Below are 23,641 nucleotides of genomic sequence, written 5' to 3'. Positions count from 1 at the left end.
TCATCCGCAGATTATGCACGAATGCTAAGAAATCCGGAGTGCAAATATTAACCAAAAAGAAGATCGTTTTTTGATTTATGAAAGAGATCTATTGTTATTTTTATGTTTTAACTTATTTTAAATTAGCTTTTTCGTGGTTTTAATAGTTTAAAAAATAATCATATTAGTTGGGTGCTTTTTTACGGTTTATTTACGTTACATTCGGTAGAACTTGTTTTATTTTGATCATTGTTAATATTTAACAGGACAAAATAATGAGTAATTTACTCATGGCTAGACATAATATAGCTGACGAAGAAGCGGTCCCTGAATCCATGCCATCTGCGCGTCAATGCTGCGATATTGAAGATATTCTATTTTCAGAAGAAATCGAAAACTATCTGCAGCGCTATCCCAATACCCGTCATGTTGAGATTTGCCTGCACGATCTGAATGGTCATGTCCGCGGCAAGCGCATAGATATTGTCGGTCTAAAAAATATTGCACAAGGCTGTTATTTCCCAATGTCTATTTATGCCATGAGTCTTGATGGAGAAGTGATTGAAGAATCGGGTTTAGGAAAATCGATCGGTGAGCCGGATTATTTATGTAAACCTATATTGGGAAGCCTGCAGCCCTGCGCTTTAAATCCAGAGTCCAATGCACAGTTATTCCTAACCATGAAAGATGACAATCATCAAGATTGCGAAGTTGAACCGCGCAATATTTTAAAAAAAAGTTTAAGAGCGCTGCATGATCAAAACTTTTATCCTTGCATGGCCGCAGAATTGGAGTTTTATTTATTTGACAGCAATGAAAAATCTGGCTCCAATCAGATTTATTTAAATCAATGTTTTGATGTGAATGCGCAAGATAAATATCAAGACGTTCTGGATGAAATTGAACGGATTGCCCTTTTGCAGGGGATTCAGATTACAGGCTTAGTCTCGGAATCATCTTCCGGACAATACGAAATTAATATTCAGCATAGCGGTGATATTTTGAAGCTATGCGATCAGATCATGATGCTAAAGCGCACCATTAAGCAAGTCGCTGTAGAACATGGGTTACATGCAAGCTTTTTGGCTAAGCCTGATCTGAATAAAGCGGGCAGCGGCATGCACTTTCACATGAGTTTGTTAAATCAAGACCAGCAGAATATTTTCAGCATGAAGCAGAATCCTTTACCGTCACGGCAATTATTAAAGGCGATCAGCGGGCTGATAGTCTTGCTGCCGCCGTCCATGGCCGTGCTTGCCCCGAATGTAAACTCATTCCGCCGGTTTAAAGCTGGAAACCATGTGCCCTTAGAAGCTAATTGGGGCGTGAATAACCGCAATGTGGCCATTCGCATACCATGTTCGGACAATGAAAATCAACGCTTGGAATATCGTGTTGCAGGTGCGGATTGCAATCCTTATTTAACTGCAGCCCTGATTTTGATCGGCACACTGCATGGGTTGACACAGAATCTGGAAATTCCACAGCAAGCCACTCAGATAAAAAATAAACATCAGCCGCACTTTTTAAGTACGAATCAGCTGGATGCTTTAACATTTTTTCACCGGAATACTGTTTTGCAAAAATATCTCGGCAAAAGATTTATGGAATTATGGTGTGCAGTTAAACGTGCTGAGCATCAGTATATGTACAGCCAAATTACTTTGATCGAACAACATTGGGATATTTAACTGCTTAAAAATGTATAACACGATAAATAATGAAGATGATGCTAGAAATCAGAAGCTCAATGAAGAATTATATTTGAAGTATAGTTTACAGGAAATTGATTCTGACATTTTAGTAAAGAAATACCAGTATGCGTCAAAAAGTATGAAAAAAATAATTCATACTATTTTTAAAGAAAGAGGTTTTAATCGAAGTGAGATAGATCATATATTGAAATCACTCAAGTAAAATAATTATGCCAATAGTATTGCTGATACTATTGGCATTTAACTTTTAAAAAGATTTAGTCAGGGTGAATACTGCTTCAGTTTTTACCCCTTTTTTATTTTGACTTGTAAAGTCTTTGGTTTTTAAATTACTACCAACCGCTGCTAATTCTGCATTTATTCCCATTGGCTTATAGCGGTAAGTTGCACCAATTTTCCAATCAAAAAAATGGTCTTTTGCTTCAGAACCATAGATGTCCTGATTTGCTTTGGAATAACCTAAGCTAACATTTGTGCCAAAATTAGTTTGAGCAATCGGTGTAGCATATAAGACATTAAAATACCAATTTGAGATATCTTTACCTATACTGTCACTGGCAGCTTTGCCGCCATAGTTATAGGTATAGCTTATGCTTGGTGTAAAGCTATCGTTCTGATGCAGCAACGCATTAAAGATCATTTTGAAATAGTATTCATTATAATTTAAATCGCTGTTGCCGATGTAATTGTAGCGCAGCATGCCAAGATCAACTGCAGGATGGATTGAACCTAGCGCGATTGGCGTTGTATAGCCGATCTGGGGATCCAGTTCTAAATTTACTTCGTCATCAAAATCAACATTCGATGCAAATGCAGCAAGATAAAATCCTGAAGCATGGCTTAAAACAAAGTTTCCCTGCAAGGCCGGATCATTCTGGGTTTGCGTTTGGCCGCGCCAGCGGTAGTCGCTGGCCAATGATACATTACCTGAAAAGCTTAAAGCGGGAGAGCTTTCATCTCCAGTAGCAAAAGCATAACTTGAATAGAGCGGTATAAGGCTAAAAAGTAGATGGTATAATTTTTTCATAACACTTTAAATTAGTAGTCATTGAAGTAATGTATGTTATGGTTTAATTTATTGATATATAATAAAATTATCGTAAATTTTGCGTAAAATAAGTATAAAATTTAAGATGAATATTTTTTAAAGTAATAAAAATCAGTATTCATATTGTCTAAAAGACGTTTGCATATGAACTTTAATAAGCTAGATGAATTTGACCCCTTTGTTTTTAGAACTACAGGCTTTAACAGTATTCGGACTTTGGCTGCACGGCTGAGTTATTACCATATGGCATTAAATAGTTTGCTGTCTTGCTTACCATTGCAACTCACTTTAAGAGGGAAAAGCACCACACAAAGCTATCGTCAACCGGTGTATTACGTGGATCTGACTTTAAGAGATGGGATTAGCTTGAATGAGGCGATTATTCAGGCGAAGCAAATTGATGAACAGAGCAAGCAGGCGGGGTTTTATCAGGAAGCTTTAGACTTTACCGCAAGGAAGGGTTTTGCCAATGCACGGTTTGAAACGGATATAGAGGGGGGATTGGAGGTGGTGGAGGAATTTTATAATGGTGAGAGCGATTCAGTTAATGATTCATCGCAACTAGACAGAAGTGATGAGGTGATCTCGATTAAACAAGGTTTACGACAAAGCGTTAAAGCACTTGGTTAAATACAAATAGCTAGTCAAATTAAAAAAGGAAGGGTTTTACTCTTCTTTTTTTCTAGGTAATGGTCTTAATCTATCTTGGATCAAGGCACCTAACCAATCATTTTCGGGTCGATTTTGCCTGAAATAGGAATAATGCTGTTGGCTGTAATTTACAGCATATTGGATGGTGCGATATAAGAGTTGATCCTGTAAACTTTGTGCGAAATTGGTGGGTGAAATTACGAATATCTTAAGTCTATTTTTGATATTCAAGTACTGAGCATCAGTCCCCTAACAGCTAGAAAACTTGGAATCTCTATGACCTATAAACTGACCTTATCACGTTTAGAAAGCTTACTCATGAAAGCCTGTGATGGTTTGCGTGGCAGTATGGATGCCAGTGAATATAAAGAATACATTTTTGGCATGTTGTTTTTAAAACGTGCCAGTGATTTATTTGATCAGCGTCAAGCAGAGTTAAAGAAAAAATACCAAGCTCAAGGTATGACAGAAGAAGATATTCAAATTGAATTGAATGATCCTGATAACTATTCAGGCAAATACTTTTTTGTCCCAGAGCGTGCACGATGGAATCAAGGCTGGACAGAAGTAGTTGTTAAGGATGGCGTCACGAACACGATTCATCATCCAGCACTTAAACACGTTAAAGAGAATGTAGGTACGACACTAAATAAGGCATTAGAAGCAATTGAAGATGCGAATCCAGATGCTTTGCAAGACGTTCTAAAAGGGATCAACTTTAACCGTAAAATTGGTACTCGTACGCTTGATGACGATACGCTTGCTGACTTTGTATTGAGCTTTGAGTCTATTCCACTAAAAGATGAAGATTTCGAATTTCCTGATTTACTTGGCGCAGCATATGAATGGCTCATTAAATACTTTGCTGATTCTGCGGGTAAAAAAGCAGGGGAGTTTTATACGCCTGCGGAAGTCGTACGAGTCTGTGTGGAAATTTGTGATCCTAGAGAGGGAATGAGTGTTTATGATCCCACAGTAGGTTCGGGTGGTATGCTCATTCAAACCCGAGACTATTTGCGTGAACATGGTGAGAATGTTGATGAAATCTCGCTAAATGGCCAAGAGAAAATCGGCACAACATGGTCGATTTGTAAAATGAATATGCTTTTACATGGCATTTCCCATGCTGATATTCGTCAGGAAGATACACTTAAAGACCCTCAACATTTGGGTGAAGATAATGAGCTTAAACGCTTTGATAGAGTATTAGCTAATCCTCCGTTTAGTCAGAATTACAGTAAAAGAGACATTAAATTCGCAAGCCGTTTTCCTGTGTGGATGCCAGAAAAAGGTAAAAAAGCAGATTTAATGTTTGTGCAACATATGTTAGCGGTACTGAATCATGATGGTCGTTTGGCATCAGTGATGCCACACGGTGTATTGTTCCGTGGTGGTGAAGAAAAAGAAGCACGTAAATACTTTATTGAGCAAGGTTATCTTGAAGCAGTTATTGGGTTACCAAGTAATCTGTTTTATGGCACTGGTATTCCTGCATGTATTTTAGTGATGAATAAACAAGGTGCGGCAACACGCGATCATGTTTTGTTTATTAATGCTGACCGCGAATACCGTGAAGGTAAAGCACAGAATCATTTACGTCCTGAAGACGTTGACAAAATCATACATGCTTATCGTTCAGGTAAGGATATTCCATCTTATGCACGTAACGTTCATAAGTCGGAAATAGTCGCTGAAGAATATAATTGCAATATCCGTCGTTATGTAGATAACGCACCGCCATCAGAACCACAAGATGTACGTGCACATTTACATGGTGGTGTACCGATTGTAGAAGTAGATAGTCTTGCTCATTTCTGGCTAAATTATCCGCAATTACGTGAAGATTGTTTCGTAGAACGAGATGAGTTGTATGTTGATATCGCTCCAGTGATTAGTAATAAACAGGATATTGCTGATTTTGTAGCAACTCATCAAGCTGTCACAACATGTCAAGAACAATTTATGCAACAACTCGAAGCTTGGTGGCAGGCTAATTTACCGATTGTTGAAGCATTGGCTCCTGATCCAGAAAATCAGCATGAGTGTTCGGGGAATGTGTATTTAATGCGTAGTACTTTACTTTCAAGTATTGCTGAGGAATTCGCAGAACAGAAGCTCCTAACTCCCTCACAAGTGCGTGGTGCATTTGCTAACTATGTGGATATCCTAAAAGCAGATTTTAAATCAATTGCTGCGAGTGGTTGGGGAGCTGAGTTAATTCCAGATCAAGATATCTTAAAAAGTCAGTTTCCTGAGTTGTTGGATGAGTTGGCACAAACACAAGCCCGTTTGGCTGAGCTACAAGCACTCTTTGCGGCAGTGGATAAAGAAGATTTTGAAGATACTGAAGATACAGGCATCTTGCCAAGTGAAGATGTTAAAAACAAAAAAGAGGAACTTAAAGCTGTAACAGCAGATTGGAAAGCACATATTAAGGCGGCTAAAGGTTTGGCAACTAATATATTTACCGAACTTAAAGTTGCGAACTTATTACCCAAAGGCACAGTAAAAGCTTTTTATTGTACTGAAGGTTTCACGCAACAAGATCCTGAGTTTGAAAATGGCAATCGGATTATAGAGCTAGCATCACGTGTTAATTATCAGTCTGAGTTTACAGCTTCACTTGTGGAAGCAATGACTCAAGGAAAACTAGCTTTAGAGCAGTCTCAAGCTATTACTCAAAGTTTAGAGCGTCATAAAGTATTAGAAGATGAGGTGAAAGAGCTTAAATCAGCGATTAAGGCGATCGAAGATAAGCGTGATGAATTGGTTGAAAGTGCGCGTGCGAAGATCAGTAAGGATGAAGCGAGAGCAGTGATTGTTGAGCGTTTACGTCGTGTGTTGATGAGCACATATTTTGCATATTTATGTGCAGATCAACGAACTTGTACTAAAGCGATTGAGAATTTGTGGGATAAGTATGCTGTGACGGCTAAGATGATTGAAGAAAAGCGTGATGTAGCTTTTAACCAGTTACAGGATTTTTTGCGGGAGTTGGGTTACGATGCGTAGTTATAATGAAATACTACAAGAACATGCTCAATATCTAAAGGAAATCAAGATAGGTGATCATATTTTTGAATTACCTAAGTCAAAATTACCTGCCTCTGCTTCTGTTGATAATGGAAAGTATCCTTTTATTTGTTCAAGTGCTGATGTGAAAAGAACAGATGTATATTTACAAGATATGCCTGCTGTTGTTATGGGTACGGGGGGGATAGCATCTGTTAATTTGGGCAAAGGTAAGTTTGCCTATTCAACAGATACATGGGCTTTCAGAGCTGATGGCCAAACAATAACAACAGAGTTTCTTTTTAGGAAAATACAACAACAATTACATAAAATTGATTACGCAGCATTTGAAGGAAGTGGATTAAAACATTTGAGGAAAGATTATGTTAAAAATTTAATGATTGAAGTTCCTCAAAATTTATTAATTTCCGCAAAAATGGAGAAAATTCTCCAGACTATTGATCAAGCTATTGAACAAACAGAAGTACTCATACAAAAACAGCAGAAAATGAAAGCGGGTTTAATACATGACTTATTTACACGTGGTATGACTGTAGATGGCCGCCTTCGACCGACCAGAGCACAAGCCCCAGAGCTATATAAGGAAACACCTATTGGTTGGATTCCGAAAGAATGGGAGATTAATTCAATATTAGATTTAGCACATGAAAGTCGAGGTTCAACAGTAATTGGTCCTTTTGGAAGTGATTTAGTAATGACAGACTACCGTACAGAAGGGGTGCCTATTATATTTGTGCGTGATGTTAAGGAAGATAGGTTTAATTGGATTAGTAATGTTTTTATAACTACGAACAAAGCTCAAAGTTTATATGCTCATAGGGTAAATGCTGGAGATATTTTGGTCACAAAGATGGGTTTGCCTCCATGTATCTCGAGTGTCTACCCTGACTCTATGCCTATGGGGGTTATTACTGCGGATATAATTAGAATGACGCCTAACACTTCAAAGGTGCGAGCAGATTGGCTAAGTTCCACACTAAATTTTGATCGTACTAAAAGACAAGTTGCCGCAATAACTGCAGGTGTAACTAGACCTAAAGTAACACTTAAAGATTTTAGATCACTAAAAATCGCAGTTCCATCTCCTTCTGAACAGGAAATGATGATGCGTTCAATAAATAAGCAGAAACGATTGATTGAAATTGAAGAGTCACGGTTAGTTAAATTTAAACAACAAAAGACTGGCTTAATGAAGGATTTGCTCACAGGTGAGGTTCCTGTGAAAATTGATGAAGCTGAGGTAGCGAATGTCTGAATATACCGAAGTTGAACAGCCATTTTTACAACAATTGGCTACTCTAAATTGGATGGTGATTGACCAAGGTGAAGACATACCACATGATCCAAGTAAAAGCTTTCGTCAAAACTTTCGTCAACTTTTATTGCCGGATGTGTTTAATGTTGCTGTCTCAAAGATAAATACCACACCAGATGGACAAGAGTGGCTGACGACTAAACAATTACAAGATCTGCAAGAACAAATTGCACGTCAACCCAAGCGTACTTTGTTGGAAGCAAACGAAGCGATTCAAAAACTTCTGTTTAAAGCGCAGGTTGATATCAATAACATCACGGGTGAGCAAGATCCCGTCGTTAAACTTATTGACTTTGCAAATCCCGAAAATAATACCTTTCACGCAATTAACCAATTCCGCATTGATACGCCTGGGAACGTTAAGCAATTTATCATTCCTGATATTGTTTTGTTTGTGAATGGTATTCCACTCATCGTGGTTGAGTGTAAGAAGGGTGGCCCTAATTGTGCTAATCCGATGTCAGAGGCTTTTGAGCAACTGCAACGCTACATGAATAAGCGTAAAGCAACGCATCAACAAGGACTTAAAGAGGGTGAATCAAAGCTCTTTCATACCTCTATGATGTTAATTCGTAGCTGTGGTCTTGAAGCAGACTATGGAACAATCACTTCAGGAATTGAACATTTCTTTCCTTGGAAAACCCAATGGCCAAATGATGAGGCTACTGCTGTAGATATGAATCAGCAAGAGCAACTCATTAATGGGATGCTGAATAAAGCCAACTTGCTGAATATATTGCGGACTTCAACTATCTTTATGGACACTGATAGTGGGTCTAGAATTAAAGTCGTTTGTCGTTACCAACAGTTTAGAGCTGCGAATAAAATTATAGAACGATTACGTACTGGGCAAACTGTAGAAGATAAAAGTGGTGTTGTTTGGCACACACAGGGCTCAGGAAAAAGTTTAACGATGGTTTTTGTTGCACGTATGTTACGTGCATCTAAAGATTTAAATGATTATAAAATATTGCTGATTAACGATCGTATTGACCTTGAAGACCAACTTGCTGAAACGGCAAAATTGATCGGTGGTCGAGTTCATACGATCGACAGCTCTGCCGATTTACGACAAACATTAGCAACTGATAGCTCTGATATTAATATGGTCATGGTGCATAAGTTTCAGTTACGCGATCAGAGTTTGCCATTAAACATAGCCGCTGCTCTAGGGACTTATCAAGCTTTACCTGCTAGCGATACTTTTGGTGTTGTAAATGCTTCTTCACGTATCATCTTAATGATTGATGAGGCTCACCGAACTCAAGGTTCTGATCTCGGTGATAATATCTTTGAGGCTTTCCCTAATGCTGCCCGTATTGCTTTTACAGGAACGCCACTCATAGCTGAGCGCCATGGCGAAAAGAAGACGTATAAGCGTTTCGGTGGATACATAGACAAATATCGACTGATGGATGCTGTGAATGATGGCGCGACACTTCAAATCTTGTATGAAGGGCGAACAGCGAATTCAGCACTCAATAATAATGATGGATTTGAAACCCAATTTGAAAACTTGTTTAAAGAGCGTAGTGAAGAAGAGTTATTAGCCATCAAAAAGAAGTACGGTGCAACAGGTGATATTCTAGAAGCTGAACAGCGCATTAAGGCGATTGCAAAAGATATGGTCTCACACTATATCGAACAGATCTTGCCAAATGGCTTTAAGGCACAGGTGGTATGCCACTCCAAACTTGCAGCAGTGCGCTATCAAGCTGCTATTACTGCAGAATTGGAGGAAAGGATACGGGCACTCAAGTCTGATCCTGAACCAAATCTTGAACAAATCAAAAAAATTAGCTTTCTTAAAGCGGCAGTGGTGATTTCTGGTGATGGAACCAATGAAGCTGCCTATGTTACTGAAGCTCGTAAACAAGCTAAAGCATGGAATGCTGTCGGAAACTTCTGTAAATCATTCGCATGGGATGACCTAGATAAGCCTTATACAGGCATCGCTTTTTTAATTGTCTGCGATATGTTGCTGACGGGCTTTGATGCTCCGATTGAGCAAGTTATGTACATTGATAAAAAGATTCGTGAACATACTTTATTGCAAGCGATAGCTCGAACTAACCGTGTGAAAAAAGGTAAAAATCGTGGTTATATTGTTGACTATATAGGTTTAACAGAAAACTTAACGGATGCCTTAACACTATATGCTGCTACCGATGAAAAACAGGAGTTAGCACAAGGCTTAAAGAGTATTGCATCAGAGATGCCAGTATTAGAGGAGCGTTATCAACGTTTGTTGCAACTCTTTACGAATCACAAAGTCCAAAAGATTAAAGATTTTGTAGAAGGTAAACTGACTACAATCGAGGCTGAAGCAGCTATTGTTCACGAGGCGGTCACACTATTACAAGATGAAAAAATACGTGCGGACTTTGATGTGTATTTGAAGAAATTCTTAAAAAGTATGGATATCATATTACCGAATGTTGTTGCACAACCTTACCGAATCCCTGCTAAACGCTTTGGTTATATTTTGAGTGTCACTAAAGAGCGATATAAAGATACTAGCCTAAGTTTAGGTGATGCAGGTGAAAAAGTGAAAGACCTCATCAATGATCATTTGATCAGTTTAGGGATTAATCCGACTGTCGCGCCTATAGAGTTACTTGCGGAAGATTTTATTGAAAAATTGAACAAACACGCTGCAGGTAATGCTCAAGCTAAAGCTAGTGAAATGGAGCATGCAATACGTAAACATTGCACGGTACACCATGATGAAGATCCAGCTTTTTATAAAAGTTTATCTGCAAAAGTAGAGAGCCTAATCGAGCTACACCAAAATCAATGGGAAAAGCTTGCTGAAGAACTTGAAAAGATACGTACTGAAACATTGCAAGGACGTAAAGTAGCTGAAGATGGCATGAGTAAAGAGGCTACAACGTTTTATGAGCATATAGCTAATGAAGCCTTTCCAAATGGTGAGGTGCCAACTGATGCAAAAGCAAAAATGAAAGTTCTAATGGAAGCCATTGTTGAAACATTACAGGACAGCATTGGAAGTATTGATTTTTGGAAAAATCAGAATAAACAAAAGCAGACGCGTAGTGAGATAAAAACAGCTTTAACTTTAACAGGCATTAGTGAGTTGAAAAATAACCGTGAGCGTGTTGCTATAGAAATTATGAAACTCGCCAAAAACCGCCACGATACTTTGATTAATGGTATCCATAAAGGTAAATGATGATGAATGCTAGACGAGTCAGAGATATTGACTATCATTTATTGCAAGGAACAAATCGCAGTACAACGGATATCGTAATTGAGCGTAATGGTTCAATTGTGGTGCATCCACCTATGGGATATACACCTGAACAAGTTGATGCTGTGGTTGAAAGTAAGCGAATGTGGATCTATCGTAACCTTGCTGAATGGCGGGATTTAAATACTACTGCTGTTGTTCGTGAATGGGTGAATGGTGAGACATTCTTGTATTTAGGACGTGCTTACCGTTTATCTTTGGTTGCAGAGCAGGACTGCGATCTAAAGTTAAAAGAAGGTCGATTTTGCTTGAGTCGGAAGTTAATTGAGGATGGTGGCATGAATGCTGCCAAAAAAGCATTTGAAGCCTATTATTCAGATAAAGGGTTACTTCGTATCAATGAACGTGTGAAATATTTTGCTGCTAAAATAGGTATTGTGCCTGGGGGAGTAAAGGTAAAAGATATGGGGTATAGGTGGGCGACCTGCAATAAAAATAATGATTTGTCGTTTCATTGGAAGTGTATGATGGCACCACTAAAAATAATTGATTATATTATTGTTCATGAGTTATGCCATATTCATTATAAGAATCACTCAGACGCATTTTGGAATGAAGTGGATAAAATTCTTCCCGATTATCTTGAACGTAAAGAATGGCTTAGGAAGAATGGAGCGAGTTTGGATTTATAGTGAATAAGGGACTTGATGTGAGAGTGGTGGCAGTCCAATCCTATAGCATGCTCTTATAAATATACGGTTTAAAAATATAGTTATTCAATCATGAGTAGCTATATTTTTTTATATAATGAATATGTTAGGTTTGAAATAAAAATATTTAGAGTACAGGATAAAAGATGTCGATCAGATTAAAAAATCTTTATAAGCTTTTAATTGAAAATAGGAAGCATGAGGTTCAAGGATGGAATAAAGCATATAAAAATTTTTATAGTAAGGTTGAGAAAATCCGTGAAAGAATAAAAAGTGGAGAGGGCTTATCAAATCATGATGAGAGTTTTTTACGTGAGCTTCTTTATAACTTAGATAATGGAATTGCTTCTCGTGGGCAATCAGTGTTGAGTAATCAAAACTTCATAGATTTTATAAAAAACAGACAATTTTTATCAGATCTAGAAAGCTTGATTGTTAATCCTAATTTTGAAACTTATCAAGTTTTTAAAAAGACTTGGTCTGACCAAGGTAAATCGAATAATCCAGTACTCATAAATCGAGTTGTTGCGGCATGCACACTTGAAGTTTCTACAACGGTGGACTCAGGTAAATTTAATCAAGTTTTCAACTGGTTAATGCGTGAAAAAATTATTCCTATTTACCCTGATAGTGAAGCTCAAGATTGGTATTCAAAAAATCAATTTTTGATGGGAGTTTTGAAAAAGGTATTTAGTGAAGAGATCCAGAATCAAGAAACCGATGAGTTTTATTTAAGTCAGTTTGTCTGGGAGCTTTATGAGAACTTATCAAATCCATTTAGTTTAAAAAAACAAATTATCAAATACGGTGCTCCTGGTACAGGTAAGACTTTTCAAGCTCGTCAGCAAACTTCGCTTTTATTTGATATTTGGAAAGAAGAGTTTGCTCCTAATGCTGATTTTACTCATCAGGGTCAGATTGAGTTAGTGCAATTCCATCCATCTTTCAGCTATGAAGATTTTATTGAAGGATTGCGTCCTATTTTGGATAAGAACGATCAAGCCCAATTAACATTACAGAATGGGATTTTTAAAGAGTTTTGTTTGCGTGCAGCAAAATGGGAAGTCGAAGTATTTAATTTGCATCTTGAGAAAGAATGGGACCAGATTAAGATCATTGATTTAGTTCCCTATAAAGAGCAACTCAGTGGCTTACATTGGGATTACATCTTTGAAATAGAAGATCAAAATAAGTTAGTTTCTGATGCTATCCCCCCATTCTTTTTTATTATTGATGAAATTAATCGTGCTGAATTGTCACGTGTTTTTGGCGAGTTAATGTACTGCTTGGAATATCGTGGTGTTAGGGGATGCGTTAAAACACAATATGCTAACCTGAATACGAATAAAACAGGGATGCTGGAATTAGGCCAGACTTATCAATTTTTCATTCCTACCAATATATATTTAATTGGCACAATGAATACTATTGATAGAAGTGTGGAAAGTTTTGACTTTGCTCTTCGTCGCAGGTTCTCTTGGCAAGAAGTGAGTCCAGATATAAGCTTGTTGAAATTCTATCTTTCAGAGCATTGTGCTAAATGGATTGAACTAGCCACTAGTCTTGAGAAGCTTAATGAAAAGATAGAAAAACAAGCTTTGCTCGGTCACGAGTATCAGATTGGGCATGCTTATTTGATGAATTTGAAATACCCGAAAAGTTTAAGTTTAACTGAGTTAAAAGCTTCGATTTGGGAGGATAGTATCAGACCGTTATTGCAAGAATATTTACGTGGTACAGGTGAAGAAGCAGAGGTGATTAGATCCTTTAGCAAATCTTTTGGGGTCTAATGTGTGGCTCTTTGATGTTATTAAAAATGGAACTCTAGTCGATAATCAAACTTATACAGTTCAAGATGGAATCTTGCACAACCGAAGACTAGATGTACCAATTAAATTAAATAAAAGGACGAATGGACAAAGGTACTATCCTCACAATGATGACCAGGCAGTGTGGGCGTTTATTAACAGGGTATCTACAGACATTAATGATGTCTTAATGACGCGTAGTGCTGATACATTGGTTCTATTTAATGACAGTGAATATGAGCACAATACGGATGATACTTTATTAAGAGTTAGCGGTGTTAATGTAGCTAATTTTACTCTTACCACAGGAAATCTTATTGGCTTTATAAAACAGGGGAAATATTCACTGAAGATTAGTTCCCGATTCGGAGATAATTTTTTAAGGTTTATTATTGCTGATGCTGACGGTTTTCTTGAGTTAGAGAATTTGGGTGGACAAATTAATGGGGATGGTTATGAATGGCTCCTCGCATATCTTTGGAATATTAAATTTAAGCGGGCATATCGCTTAGGACTTCCTAAAACGTATATAACAAAGAATGAGAAGTTAGGGCGAGTGCGTGGGAAGATAGATGTTGTTGATTATTTTAATAATAAGACATTAGGGAAAAACTTATGCAGTTATAGAGAGCATAGCTACGAAAACCCAGCAGCTTCACTTTTCCTTGCTACTTACGAAATGATAGAACATTACTCATTTTGTCAGCATACGAGAAATATCTATAACGCATTTCTTATTGCTAACAAGGGAGTAAAAAGGACAAGGAAGGAGATTTTGCGAACGCAATATTTCACGAACCCATTTTATAATGATTACAACCTTCTTATCGATTTGTCTAAGAAAATCATAAACCAAAAAAGTTCTGACTTCAGTTCACATGAAGCATCAAGCTCATTTCTATTTGATGTATCTATGCTTTTTGAATATTTCATTCGTAAGTTAATAAAAAGAGCTGGAATAATTCTGCGTAGTAAATATGCGCAAAATCATCAAATATCAGCAGGGGTCAATAATGGATATAGGCGGAAAATTGAGCCAGATCTTGTGCTAGAAAGTGCTGAAGGTCTTTGTATATTTGATGTTAAATATAAAAATTTCGATAGTAGATTTGGTGTAGGTCGTGAAGATCTATTTCAGCTGCATACTTACATAGGTCAATACGCTAATGAGGCGAAAATCAAAGGATGTGGCTTTATATATCCAATATCAGAGAAAAGATGGGCATCACTTAATTTAGACAGTACTAATGGAGTAATTTCTACTATTATAAAACAACATGGCGTGGATATTCCTTTTCATGTTGTATTCTTTAAAATTACTGAATGTGATTTAGAATTTAATCTGTCGATGAGGAATGAGTGTTTAGATTTTTGTACACGCTTAAAAGAAAAAATTATAGAAATGGTTTAACTTACTTTCAGTAACAGGATCTAGATTCTTCAATAGACAAGACTTGAATATAGCGAGTTTAAATCTGCTACAATTGCGCCAATTTTAAGTTATCACTTCACTGGCTTGATACACATTTATAAGTGTGTACAAAACTGTGTACATATTGAAGATTTTTCCTATGTTTAAAGATCAATTGGCTAGAGAAGTAGCGGCTCGCAGAACTTTTGCTATTATTTCCCACCCCGATGCCGGTAAAACCACCATGACAGAAAAATTGCTGTTATGGGGTCAGGCCATTCAGGTTGCCGGGATGGTAAAAAGCCGTAAATCTGACCGGGCCGCAACATCGGACTGGATGGAAATGGAAAAAGAGCGTGGTATCTCGATTACGACCTCGGTAATGCAATTCCCTTTTAAAGACAAGATGATCAATCTTCTGGACACCCCGGGACATGAAGACTTCTCGGAAGATACCTACCGTACCCTAACCGCGGTAGACTCGGCGCTGATGGTGATTGATGGTGCAAAAGGTGTCGAAGACCGAACCATTAAATTGATGGAAGTGTGTCGTATGCGCGATACCCCGATCATCTCATTCGTCAACAAAATGGACCGTGAAATCCGTGAACCGCTTGAGCTTCTGGATGAAATCGAAAACGTTCTGAAAATTAAATGTGTTCCGATCACCTGGCCGCTCGGTACTGGCCGTGATTTTGCCGGTGTATTTAATTTAATCGAAGAAAAATTCTACGTGTATAAAGCCGGTTTCGGTTCAGTCATTACTAAGATCGAAGTGCGTGATGGTTATGACTATCCTGATCTTCGCGAGAAAGTCGGTGAGTTGGCTTGGGCGGCATTTGAAGAATCGCTGGAACTGGTACAAATGGCCAATGAGCCTTTAGACCGTGAAGAATTCCTGGCCGGTCGTCAAACGCCTGTGTTGTTCGGTACAGCCTTGGGTAACTTTGGTGTCGACCATGTTCTGGATGCCTTCAGTCAATATGCACCATCTCCTAAAGCCCATCCGACCCAAGATCGTGTGGTAGAAGCGGATGAAGAAGGCTTTACCGGTTTTGTCTTCAAGATTCAGGCCAATATGGATCCGAAACACCGTGACCGTATTGCCTTCATGCGGATCTGTTCAGGCAAGTATGAAAAAGGCTTGAAGATGAAGCATGTACGTTTGGATAAAGATGTGCGCATCAGCGATGCCTTAACTTTCTTGGCCGGTGATCGTCAGCATCTGGAAGAAGCTTGGCCGGGTGATATTATTGGTCTGCATAACCATGGCACCATCCAGATTGGTGATACATTTACCTCGGGTGAGAAACTTCAGTTTACCGGCATCCCACACTTTGCGCCTGAAATGTTCCGTCGTGTCCGCTTGAAAGATCCGCTAAAATCCAAGCAGCTGCAAAAAGGTCTGAAAGAACTTTCTGAAGAAGGGGCAACCCAGGTATTCATGCCGCAGAATAACAACGACCTGATCGTGGGTGCTGTGGGTGTGCTACAGTTTGAAGTGGTGGCTTACCGTCTGAAAGAAGAATACAAAGTTGATTGTGTTTACGAACCGGTCAGCATCAACACAGTACGTTGGGTGTCTTGCGATGACGAGAAGAAATTCAACGAATTCAAGAAAAAAGCCCATGACCAGTTGTCCGTGGATGGCGGTGGTCATTTAACTTATCTTGCGCCAAGCCGAGTGAATTTGCAGCTCATGCAAGAACGTTATCCAGACATCGTGTTCCACAATACGCGTGAACACTAAACTTTCAGGCTTCGCAGCTAAAGTTTAAAAATATCAAACAGCTTCTCCGGAAGCTGTTTTATTTTATGCTACATTTAAGCAATTAATAACTCGATAGATATAGCAAAGAGAATGAAGCTCAGCAAGGAAGTCGTCCTCGGTTCTGTGATTGGTTTAAGTCTTGTCCTGATGAGTGGCTGTGATAAAAGTGAAAAAGAGCCTGTTAATACTCCGCAAAATGAGAAAATCACCGCAGCTCAGCAGACCGCAGATGTTTTACCTTATCTGAATATTCAAGAGCAGCCGGCCAAAATTGCCTTGCCATTTTGTGAAAATAAAAACTGTATTAATCTGGATATTCAGACCTTGCATACGGTTGATCCATGGATGAACCAGTGGATTGAAAAGCAGCAGGCCAAAGTGATCCAGGATCAAATCGGTTTGAAACAGGACATGAATTTACAGCAGGCCATCAATGCCTATGTAAAAAAATCGGATGCCTGGCAGGCGCAGCTCAATTTGAACAAAGCTTATGGATTATCGCTCTATACCCGTATTCCTTACCAACGCAATCAATATGTATTGATGCAGATCGGGGTCGATACCAAACAGGAAAATGTCAGCGTGCATGAGCGCTATTATTTTTTTGTGGCTGATCGTCGCCAGCAGAAAATGCTGACCCCACTGGATATCGTCGATTCTAAACAGCAATTGCTGATGGATCAGATTATTCAGCAAGCCTATGAGACATGGCTCAAAGAAAATGATCAGCAAGTTCAGCAGAAAGCACCGAAAAAACTGTATTGGGGACAGGCTGACTGGTTCTTTGATCAGGAAGGCATTGGACTGCATTTTCGCAGCCATGAAATTAGCAAAGACGCCAAACAACTGGATATCTATTTAACAAAACAACAAACACAACAGGTCTTGAAAGCTGATATCTATCAGCATATGTTTTAAAGCTCATGATCCTGCGAGATTACAGGTTCCAAAAAGGTGAATGAATGCCAAAATACAAGAATATCTTTTGTCTATCCATCCTGGCATCAGCAATCTTGCTGAGTGCCTGCCAGCCGAAGAGTAATGAGCCGGAAGACTCAAGTGCTTCCGAGGCGGTACAAGCCGAAGCTGAAGCACTTAAACTCAGCGGCGATACTGAAAAGCTCAAGCTGGCGATGCCAGAATGTGAAGACAAAAGCTGTCCGGAAATTTCGATTGAACGTCTGAACAGTAATCAGAGCTTTATTGATGAATGGATCGACCAGCAGATTCTGCAACAGTTGAAAAATATCCTGTCTGTTGATGCGATTGAACCGGCAAAAGTGAGCGCTGCCAGCGAAGCAGAAGCGGCTGCCTCTGAACCCAAAGCGGCTTTGGCCACAGTGACCACACCGAAACAGCAGCTTGAGCAGCAAACCCAGCCCTATATGCAGACTTTTTTAAATCTGGATAAGGAGCTTAAAGCCCTGAGCGCCAGTCATAGCATCAGTCTGATGATTAAGCCCAAGATTCTGAATTCAGGAGATCCATTGGCGACCGTAGTTCTAAACAGCAGTTACTATTTGGGAGGAGCACACGGCGCATCTGCACAGACTTATTATAATTTTGATCTGGAGCAGAAAAAACTGGTCAAGCTGAATGACATTATTGCGGCCAAACAGAAAGCCCAACTGGAAGCACGCGCTTATGATGCGTTTAAAAACTGGGTGGTAGAATCCAAGCTGGCTAAAGATGTGGCGGAATATGAACAGGCCTGGAAGTTCAAACTCACTGATAATTTTTATCTGGCCCAACAAGGTCTGGTCTTGCAATATGACGAATATGAAATTGGGCCATATGTGGTTGGCTTGCCACGTCTGATGATTCCTTATGAACAGTTACAAGGTGTACTGAAATCCGAATATCTGCCTCAAACTGAAAAAGTTGCCTCTGAGGCACAGCCAGCACCTGCTGAAAAAGCCAAATGACCTTAAGACTGTTTGATACACATACCCATTTTGATGTTCCCGATTTTGATTCTGATCGGGAACAGTTGGCGTATGCGGCCAAAGCGGTAGGTGTCGAGCATCTGGTTTTAATTGGTTTTTTGCAAAACCGTTTTGCTGATCTGTTACGAACTCATGACTTTATCAATGACCTGGAAAATGCACCGCAAAGTCATTTAGCACCGGGCTTGCATCCATTTTATATTGAACAGCATCAGACTGATCATTTACAGGAGCTGGAGCAACTGCTTAAAAATGAGCACTGTATTGCCATTGGTGAAATCGGTCTGGATACCTTTTTAAAACAGCATAAACGAGCGGAAATTTTTCAAAAGCAAAAAGATTTTTTTGCTGCACAGCTTGAATTGGCACATCAATTCGATAAGCCGGTTTTGCTGCATATCCGCAAATCGCATGCTGAGGTTTTGCAGATTTTAAAACAGCAGCAATTTAAACAGGGCGGCATCGCGCATGCCTTTGGTGGCGGTATCGAAGAGGCCAAAGCCTTTATCAAACTGGGATTCAAACTGGGTATCACGGGGCAAATTACCAATCCAAATGCCAAAAAACTGCATCAAGTGGTGCAGTATGTCGGACCAGAACATCTGGTGCTGGAAACCGACTGTCCGGATATGACGCCACTTTGTTGTCAACGCTCGACCGAGCAGCGTACCCGAAATACACCTGCCAATTTACCTTATGTGTTGCAAGGGCTGGCAAAGAGTCTGCATATGCACAAAGAAGAATTGGCACAGCAGCTCTGGCAAAATACTTATCAGGCCCTGCATCTGGCCATTTAAGTTAACGCTCTTAACTCGGTCTTAAATTCCCAGTTCATCATAAATAGAAAAAAAGGTGCATTATGCAATTTCTAAAATGCTCCAGACTTGGCATCATGCCATATACATTTTTTTAGGTGAGATTCACATGGCACAAGGACTTTTGGCGGGTAAGCGCTTCTTGATCGCGGGCATTGCGAGTAAATTATCGATTGCTTTTGGTATTGCTCAAGCATTGCATCGTGAAGGTGCTGAATTGGCTTTTACTTATCCAAATGAAAAGCTGAAAAAGCGGGTAGATGACTTTGCTGAACAGTTTGGTTCGAAACTGGTTTTTCCTTGTGATGTGGCAGTAGATGCTGAAATTGACTATGCATTTGCTGAACTGGCCAAACACTGGGATGGTCTGGACGGCGTAGTGCATTCTATCGGTTTTGCACCGGCACATACGCTGGATGGTGACTTCACCGAAATCACGGATCGTGAAGGTTTTAATATTGCGCATGACATCAGTGCCTATAGCTTTATCGCAATGGCACGTGCGGCAAAACCTTTGCTGCAAGTTCGTCAAGGCTGTTTACTGACGCTGACCTATCAAGGTTCTGAGCGTGTAATGCCAAACTATAACGTGATGGGTATGGCCAAAGCCTCTTTAGAAGCAGGGGTACGTTATTTGGCGTCTAGCCTAGGTCAGGAAGGGATTCGTGTGAATGCGATCTCTGCGGGTCCAATCCGTACCTTGGCAGCTTCAGGTATTAAATCATTCCGTAAAATGCTGGACCTGAATGAGAAAGTTGCACCTTTAAAACGTAATGTGACAATTGAAGATGTCGGTAATGCCGCATTATTCCTGTGCTCGCCATGGGCCAACGGGATTACCGGTGAAATCCTGTATGTTGATGCCGGCTTTAACACTGTTGGTATGAGCGCTGATTTAATGGCGGATGCAGAATAAATCTTATAAGTCCTCTCTCCCTCAGGGAGAGAGTTAGAGAGAGGGGAATGACTTCTTCCTCTGAGTGAGGAAATGATTAAAATCCCCCTCATTCCCCCTTTGATAAAGGGGGAGGCCACTCAAGGCAATAAAAAAGACCGCATAAGCGGTCTTTTTTTGATTTGAAGGACAGCGATTAAGCTTGACCATCTACAGCAGCGGCTTGCGCACGTTGCATATTGGCTTCAAATTCAGCATCGAAGTTGATTGGAGTCAATAGTAATTGTGGGAAGCTACCTTTAGTCACCATATCGTTTACTGCTTCACGTAGGAACGGGAACAGGATGTTCGGACAATAAGCACCAAGGATGTATGGAAGACGCTCTTCTTCAACGCCATCGACCAGGAAAATACCGGCTTGAGTTACATCAACGATAAACGCGGTATCACCTTCGTTGGTCGCTTGAACCACGACTTTCAAAGCTACTTCAAAATGAGTTTCATCAATTTTTTCTGCAGAAGAAGAAAGATTGATGTTTAACTCAGGTTGCCATTGCTTGGTAAAAACTTGCGCCCCAGGAACTTCAAAAGAAATATCTTTGGTATAAATACGCTCTAATGCCAATTGTGGTTGAGCTTGTTGTTCTTCACTCATTTTTTGATCCTTAATATGAAGTGATAATTTTAGTAAGGTTAAGCCAGCAATTCATCAAGTTTGCCTTCACGCTCTAAAGCATAAAGTTGGTCAAAACCACCGATGAACTGATCATTAATAAAAATTTGTGGCACGGTACGGTGATTGGTACGCTGCATCAATTCAAGACGTACTTCAGGCGCTTCTTGAGACAAGTTAATCTCTTTATATGCCACACCCTTACGTTCCAGTAGCTGTTTTGCACGCACGCAATAAGGACACACTGTCGTCGAGTAAATAGTAACTTCAGCCATGATCAATCTCCTGTTCGTGGATTATTTGCTTTTCACCAAAGGTAAACCTTGAGCTTTCCAGTTGCTGACGCCGCCATCAAGACGGTAGGCATCGGCATGACCAACCTGCTGTAATGCAGTACCAGCCACCTGTCCAAGGTTACAAATGAACACCAAAGGGCGATCAGATGCTTTCAGCTCTTCAACATGTTTTGTAATCTGGCTATATGGAATATTACGGCTGCCGCTGATATGACCTTCACGGAAGTCTTTGGCATCACGTAGATCAACCAGCATGGCATTTTTTGCTTTGACTAAAATTCCCAGCGATTGCGGAGAAATTTTGCGACCGTTACGTTGACCTTCGATAATGAAGAACAAAACCACTAATACCGCGAGTGTTCCAAATAAGAAGGGGTGATTCCCCATAAACTCGAACCAACGTTCCACAATTCACCTAATTACAATTTTAAAATTGCCAAGAGTATAGCTCATAAATATGGTGATCAAAATCACCGCTTCAAGGGCCAAGGGTTAAGAAAATTAATTTTTTTGCTGTGCTTCAGTGATTTCGTCGATTAAACGTAAATAGCTGTCCAGTCGGCGCGGCAAAATTTCACCTTCGGCCGCAGCCTGACGCAAAGCACATTGTTTTTCATGCTTATGGGTACAGTTACGGAACTGACAATGGCCGAGCAGATTTTCAATTTCAGGAAAGCCGCTTTGTACCTTATCTAAAGTCAGATGCCACAGGCCAAATTCACGAATTCCCGGAGAGTCAATCAGGGCCGCACCTTCACCAAAACCGATCAAGCGCGTTGACGTCGTGGTGTGTTGACCGAGTGCCGAGTTTTCCGAAATAATATTGGTTTTCTGTGCGGCATCCGGCACGATCGCATTAATCAGCGTGCTTTTACCCACACCAGATTGACCGACGAAAGCCACCGTTTCATTTTCCAGACGATTAGACAGTGCAGTCAGGTCGCCATCGGATTGGGTCTGCATCACTTCATAACCGAGATCTTGATATTCTTGCAGCAGAGTCAGAATCGGATCGTTTTCTTTTAACAAATCGGCTTTATTCATCACCAGCAATGCAGGAATATCGGCATCGGCACAGGCCACCAGATAACGGTCGATCAGGCCCGGCGCTGGCTCAGGCAATGGTGCAAACACGATCACAATCAGTGAAATGTTGGCCGCTACCGGTTTAACCTTGTGATAGCGGTCGGGGCGTGTCAATAAGGATTTTCGGGGATGAATCGCGGTGATAATTCCTAAACCGGTATTCGGATCGGCTTGCCATTTGACCCGGTCACCCGTGACCAATAAATCCAGATTGGTTCGAGTATGACAGCGCCAGACGCTGTCCAGTTCAATCTCTTTCCAGAAAGGTTCAGGCTCACCATCGGCGACCACAGGTTTTTCAGGGTGAATGTCAGGGCGAGACAAAGCTTGCACTTCAAGTTGGCGGCCATAATGTTGCACCACTAAACCTTCAAGATCACTGGAGGTATCGAGATCTTCTTGACGTGTTTTCTGTTGTTTCTGAATGCGGCGCTGTTGTTGCTCTGTCAGACGACGCTTACGTATTAAGGCCATTCATATCCTAAAAAAACCGGGTAAATCAGATGGCAAAAATAGCATGAAGCAGCCCCCGAATGACACCCAAGATGTAATTAATTTGCTACTATAGTTGTTTTTAAACCCAATAAGATTGCACATTTATGAGCAGCACCGCTGATACCCGCCTGATTTGGATTGACCTTGAAATGACAGGTCTAGACACAGACAATGATCAAATTATTGAAATTGCAACAATTGTAACCGATGACAATTTGAATATTTTGGCTGAAGGTCCTGTGCTTGCGGTACATCAGCCTGCACGTCTGCTAAATGCTATGGATGAGTGGAACACTCGCCAGCATGGTCAGTCCGGTCTGATTGAGCGTGTGCGTCGCAGTAAACTGACCGCTCAGGATGCCGAGCAGCAAACCCTTGAATTCCTGAAAAAATGGGTCAATCCAAAATCTTCACCGATGTGTGGTAACTCGATCTGTCAGGATCGTCGCTTCCTGCACCGTTTGATGCCTGAACTGGAACAGTATTTCCATTACCGTAATCTGGATGTCTCTTCAGTGAAAGAACTAGCCAAACGCTGGCGCCCGGAAATCATGAGCGGTCTCAAGAAAAATGCCTCGCATCTGGCGATGGATGATATTCGCGATTCGATTGCAGAACTGAAATATTATCGTCAATATTTCTTTATCATGAATAAAGACTAAATTCCGATGAATTGAAAAGAGGCGCAAGCCTCATTGCTGTCCCACAATTTTTCACAAGAGGAAGCTCATTTGAGCTTCCTCTTGTTTTATGGGTATTTTATCGGGTGAAAATAAAGCTTTT

General features: G+C 40.1%; 19 protein-coding genes and 1 pseudogene. 15 read left to right on the top strand and 5 right to left on the bottom strand.

The window, feature by feature from the left end; genetic code table 11:
- The first annotated feature begins 254 nt into the window (after positions 1-254).
- Positions 255-1,670 carry a glutamine synthetase family protein gene (locus NI469_RS13135; RefSeq protein ID WP_004281629.1) on the top strand — a complete coding sequence of 472 codons (1,416 nt, stop codon included), beginning with the start codon at positions 255-257 and terminating at the stop codon, positions 1,668-1,670.
- 10 nt (positions 1,671-1,680) lie between these two features.
- On the top strand, positions 1,681-1,896 hold the full coding sequence (locus tag NI469_RS15935; protein ID WP_004692350.1) for a hypothetical protein: 216 nt from the start codon (positions 1,681-1,683) through the stop codon (positions 1,894-1,896).
- A gap of 45 nt (positions 1,897-1,941) precedes the next feature.
- Here the strand turns inward: NI469_RS15935 and NI469_RS13130 are convergent, their stop codons facing one another.
- Positions 1,942-2,721, bottom strand: coding sequence for a TorF family putative porin (locus NI469_RS13130; RefSeq protein ID WP_005252864.1), 780 nt, complete (start codon positions 2,719-2,721; stop codon positions 1,942-1,944).
- Between the two features lie 156 nt (positions 2,722-2,877).
- Between NI469_RS13130 and NI469_RS13125 the strand changes: the two are divergent.
- The 12 genes and pseudogenes from NI469_RS13125 to NI469_RS13070 all read left to right on the top strand — a co-directional run.
- Positions 2,878-3,372 (top strand): annotated as a pseudogene (locus tag NI469_RS13125) (recombination directionality factor); the annotation flags it as partial.
- 297 nt (positions 3,373-3,669) lie between these two features.
- Entirely contained in the window at positions 3,670-6,405 is a 2,736-nt protein-coding gene (locus NI469_RS13120; protein ID WP_222111932.1) for a type I restriction-modification system subunit M, read from the top strand.
- Positions 6,398-7,681 (top strand): restriction endonuclease subunit S, encoded by a 1,284-nt coding sequence (locus NI469_RS13115; protein ID WP_222111933.1) that lies wholly within the window; start codon positions 6,398-6,400, stop codon positions 7,679-7,681. The genes NI469_RS13120 and NI469_RS13115 overlap by 8 nt, the downstream gene beginning before the upstream one ends.
- Positions 7,674-10,934, top strand: a complete 3,261-nt coding sequence (locus NI469_RS13110) for a type I restriction endonuclease subunit R (protein WP_222111934.1) — start codon at positions 7,674-7,676, stop codon at positions 10,932-10,934. Before NI469_RS13115 ends, NI469_RS13110 begins: the two co-directional genes overlap by 8 nt.
- Before the next feature lie 2 nt (positions 10,935-10,936).
- The gene (locus tag NI469_RS13105) at positions 10,937-11,644 is read left to right on the top strand and encodes a M48 family metallopeptidase (protein ID WP_222112442.1); all 708 of its coding nucleotides are present in this window, start codon (positions 10,937-10,939) and stop codon (positions 11,642-11,644) included.
- A 164-nt stretch (positions 11,645-11,808) separates the two neighbouring features.
- Positions 11,809-13,452 (top strand): McrB family protein, encoded by a 1,644-nt coding sequence (locus NI469_RS13100; RefSeq protein ID WP_253175418.1) that lies wholly within the window; start codon positions 11,809-11,811, stop codon positions 13,450-13,452.
- A 1-nt stretch (position 13,453) separates the two neighbouring features.
- Entirely contained in the window at positions 13,454-14,881 is a 1,428-nt protein-coding gene (locus NI469_RS13095; protein WP_222111935.1) for a 5-methylcytosine restriction system specificity protein McrC, read from the top strand.
- Between the two features lie 160 nt (positions 14,882-15,041).
- On the top strand, positions 15,042-16,631 hold the full coding sequence (locus NI469_RS13090; protein ID WP_253175417.1) for a peptide chain release factor 3: 1,590 nt from the start codon (positions 15,042-15,044) through the stop codon (positions 16,629-16,631).
- A 111-nt stretch (positions 16,632-16,742) separates the two neighbouring features.
- Entirely contained in the window at positions 16,743-17,570 is an 828-nt protein-coding gene (locus NI469_RS13085; RefSeq protein WP_253147065.1) for a hypothetical protein, read from the top strand.
- A 44-nt stretch (positions 17,571-17,614) separates the two neighbouring features.
- Positions 17,615-18,577, top strand: coding sequence for an RsiV family protein (locus NI469_RS13080; protein ID WP_253147064.1), 963 nt, complete (start codon positions 17,615-17,617; stop codon positions 18,575-18,577).
- The gene (locus NI469_RS13075) at positions 18,574-19,395 is read left to right on the top strand and encodes a TatD family hydrolase (protein ID WP_253147062.1); all 822 of its coding nucleotides are present in this window, start codon (positions 18,574-18,576) and stop codon (positions 19,393-19,395) included. Before NI469_RS13080 ends, NI469_RS13075 begins: the two co-directional genes overlap by 4 nt.
- 127 nt (positions 19,396-19,522) lie before the next feature.
- Positions 19,523-20,329 (top strand): enoyl-ACP reductase FabI, encoded by an 807-nt coding sequence (locus NI469_RS13070; RefSeq protein WP_180181437.1) that lies wholly within the window; start codon positions 19,523-19,525, stop codon positions 20,327-20,329.
- A gap of 175 nt (positions 20,330-20,504) precedes the next feature.
- Here NI469_RS13070 and secB read toward each other — a convergent pair whose 3' ends face one another.
- From secB to rsgA, 4 genes are all read right to left on the bottom strand, one after another.
- Complete coding sequence (gene secB, locus NI469_RS13065; RefSeq protein WP_004647439.1) at positions 20,505-20,963, bottom strand: protein-export chaperone SecB; 459 nt, start codon at positions 20,961-20,963, stop codon at positions 20,505-20,507.
- Positions 20,964-21,001: 38 nt separating this feature from the next.
- Positions 21,002-21,256, bottom strand: a complete 255-nt coding sequence (gene grxC, locus NI469_RS13060; protein ID WP_004278388.1) for a glutaredoxin 3 — start codon at positions 21,254-21,256, stop codon at positions 21,002-21,004.
- A gap of 21 nt (positions 21,257-21,277) precedes the next feature.
- Positions 21,278-21,685: a rhodanese-like domain-containing protein gene (locus tag NI469_RS13055; RefSeq protein ID WP_004647440.1), complete on the bottom strand. Its 408-nt coding sequence runs from the start codon at positions 21,683-21,685 to the stop codon at positions 21,278-21,280.
- 93 nt (positions 21,686-21,778) lie between these two features.
- The gene (gene rsgA, locus NI469_RS13050; RefSeq protein WP_004278384.1) at positions 21,779-22,837 is read right to left on the bottom strand and encodes a ribosome small subunit-dependent GTPase A; all 1,059 of its coding nucleotides are present in this window, start codon (positions 22,835-22,837) and stop codon (positions 21,779-21,781) included.
- A 125-nt stretch (positions 22,838-22,962) separates the two neighbouring features.
- Here rsgA and orn point away from each other — a divergent pair, with 125 nt between their 5' ends.
- Positions 22,963-23,520, top strand: coding sequence for an oligoribonuclease (orn, locus tag NI469_RS13045; RefSeq protein ID WP_044109923.1), 558 nt, complete (start codon positions 22,963-22,965; stop codon positions 23,518-23,520).
- Positions 23,521-23,641 lie beyond the last annotated feature (121 nt).

Source organism: Acinetobacter lwoffii, assembly GCF_024129735.1.
Classification (GTDB): Bacteria; Pseudomonadota; Gammaproteobacteria; order Pseudomonadales; family Moraxellaceae; genus Acinetobacter; species Acinetobacter lwoffii_H.
The sequence above is the reverse complement of the archived record's forward strand: the minus strand, read 5'-3'. Positions and strand labels throughout refer to the sequence as shown.

Coding starts and splice junctions, on each gene's coding strand:
- NI469_RS13080 (WP_253147064.1), top strand. CDS start 17,615: ATGCCAAAATACAAGAATATCTTTTGTCTATCCATCCTGGCATCAGCA.
- NI469_RS13070 (WP_180181437.1), top strand. CDS start 19,523: ATGGCACAAGGACTTTTGGCGGGTAAGCGCTTCTTGATCGCGGGCATT.
- NI469_RS13075 (WP_253147062.1), top strand. CDS start 18,574: ATGACCTTAAGACTGTTTGATACACATACCCATTTTGATGTTCCCGAT.
- NI469_RS13110 (WP_222111934.1), top strand. CDS start 7,674: ATGTCTGAATATACCGAAGTTGAACAGCCATTTTTACAACAATTGGCT.
- orn (WP_044109923.1), top strand. CDS start 22,963: ATGAGCAGCACCGCTGATACCCGCCTGATTTGGATTGACCTTGAAATG.
- NI469_RS13135 (WP_004281629.1), top strand. CDS start 255: ATGAGTAATTTACTCATGGCTAGACATAATATAGCTGACGAAGAAGCG.
- NI469_RS13120 (WP_222111932.1), top strand. CDS start 3,670: ATGACCTATAAACTGACCTTATCACGTTTAGAAAGCTTACTCATGAAA.
- NI469_RS13090 (WP_253175417.1), top strand. CDS start 15,042: ATGTTTAAAGATCAATTGGCTAGAGAAGTAGCGGCTCGCAGAACTTTT.
- rsgA (WP_004278384.1), bottom strand. CDS start 22,837: ATGGCCTTAATACGTAAGCGTCGTCTGACAGAGCAACAACAGCGCCGC.
- NI469_RS13115 (WP_222111933.1), top strand. CDS start 6,398: ATGCGTAGTTATAATGAAATACTACAAGAACATGCTCAATATCTAAAG.
- NI469_RS13085 (WP_253147065.1), top strand. CDS start 16,743: ATGAAGCTCAGCAAGGAAGTCGTCCTCGGTTCTGTGATTGGTTTAAGT.
- NI469_RS13100 (WP_253175418.1), top strand. CDS start 11,809: ATGTCGATCAGATTAAAAAATCTTTATAAGCTTTTAATTGAAAATAGG.
- secB (WP_004647439.1), bottom strand. CDS start 20,963: ATGAGTGAAGAACAACAAGCTCAACCACAATTGGCATTAGAGCGTATT.
- NI469_RS15935 (WP_004692350.1), top strand. CDS start 1,681: ATGTATAACACGATAAATAATGAAGATGATGCTAGAAATCAGAAGCTC.
- NI469_RS13130 (WP_005252864.1), bottom strand. CDS start 2,721: ATGAAAAAATTATACCATCTACTTTTTAGCCTTATACCGCTCTATTCA.
- grxC (WP_004278388.1), bottom strand. CDS start 21,256: ATGGCTGAAGTTACTATTTACTCGACGACAGTGTGTCCTTATTGCGTG.
- NI469_RS13105 (WP_222112442.1), top strand. CDS start 10,937: ATGAATGCTAGACGAGTCAGAGATATTGACTATCATTTATTGCAAGGA.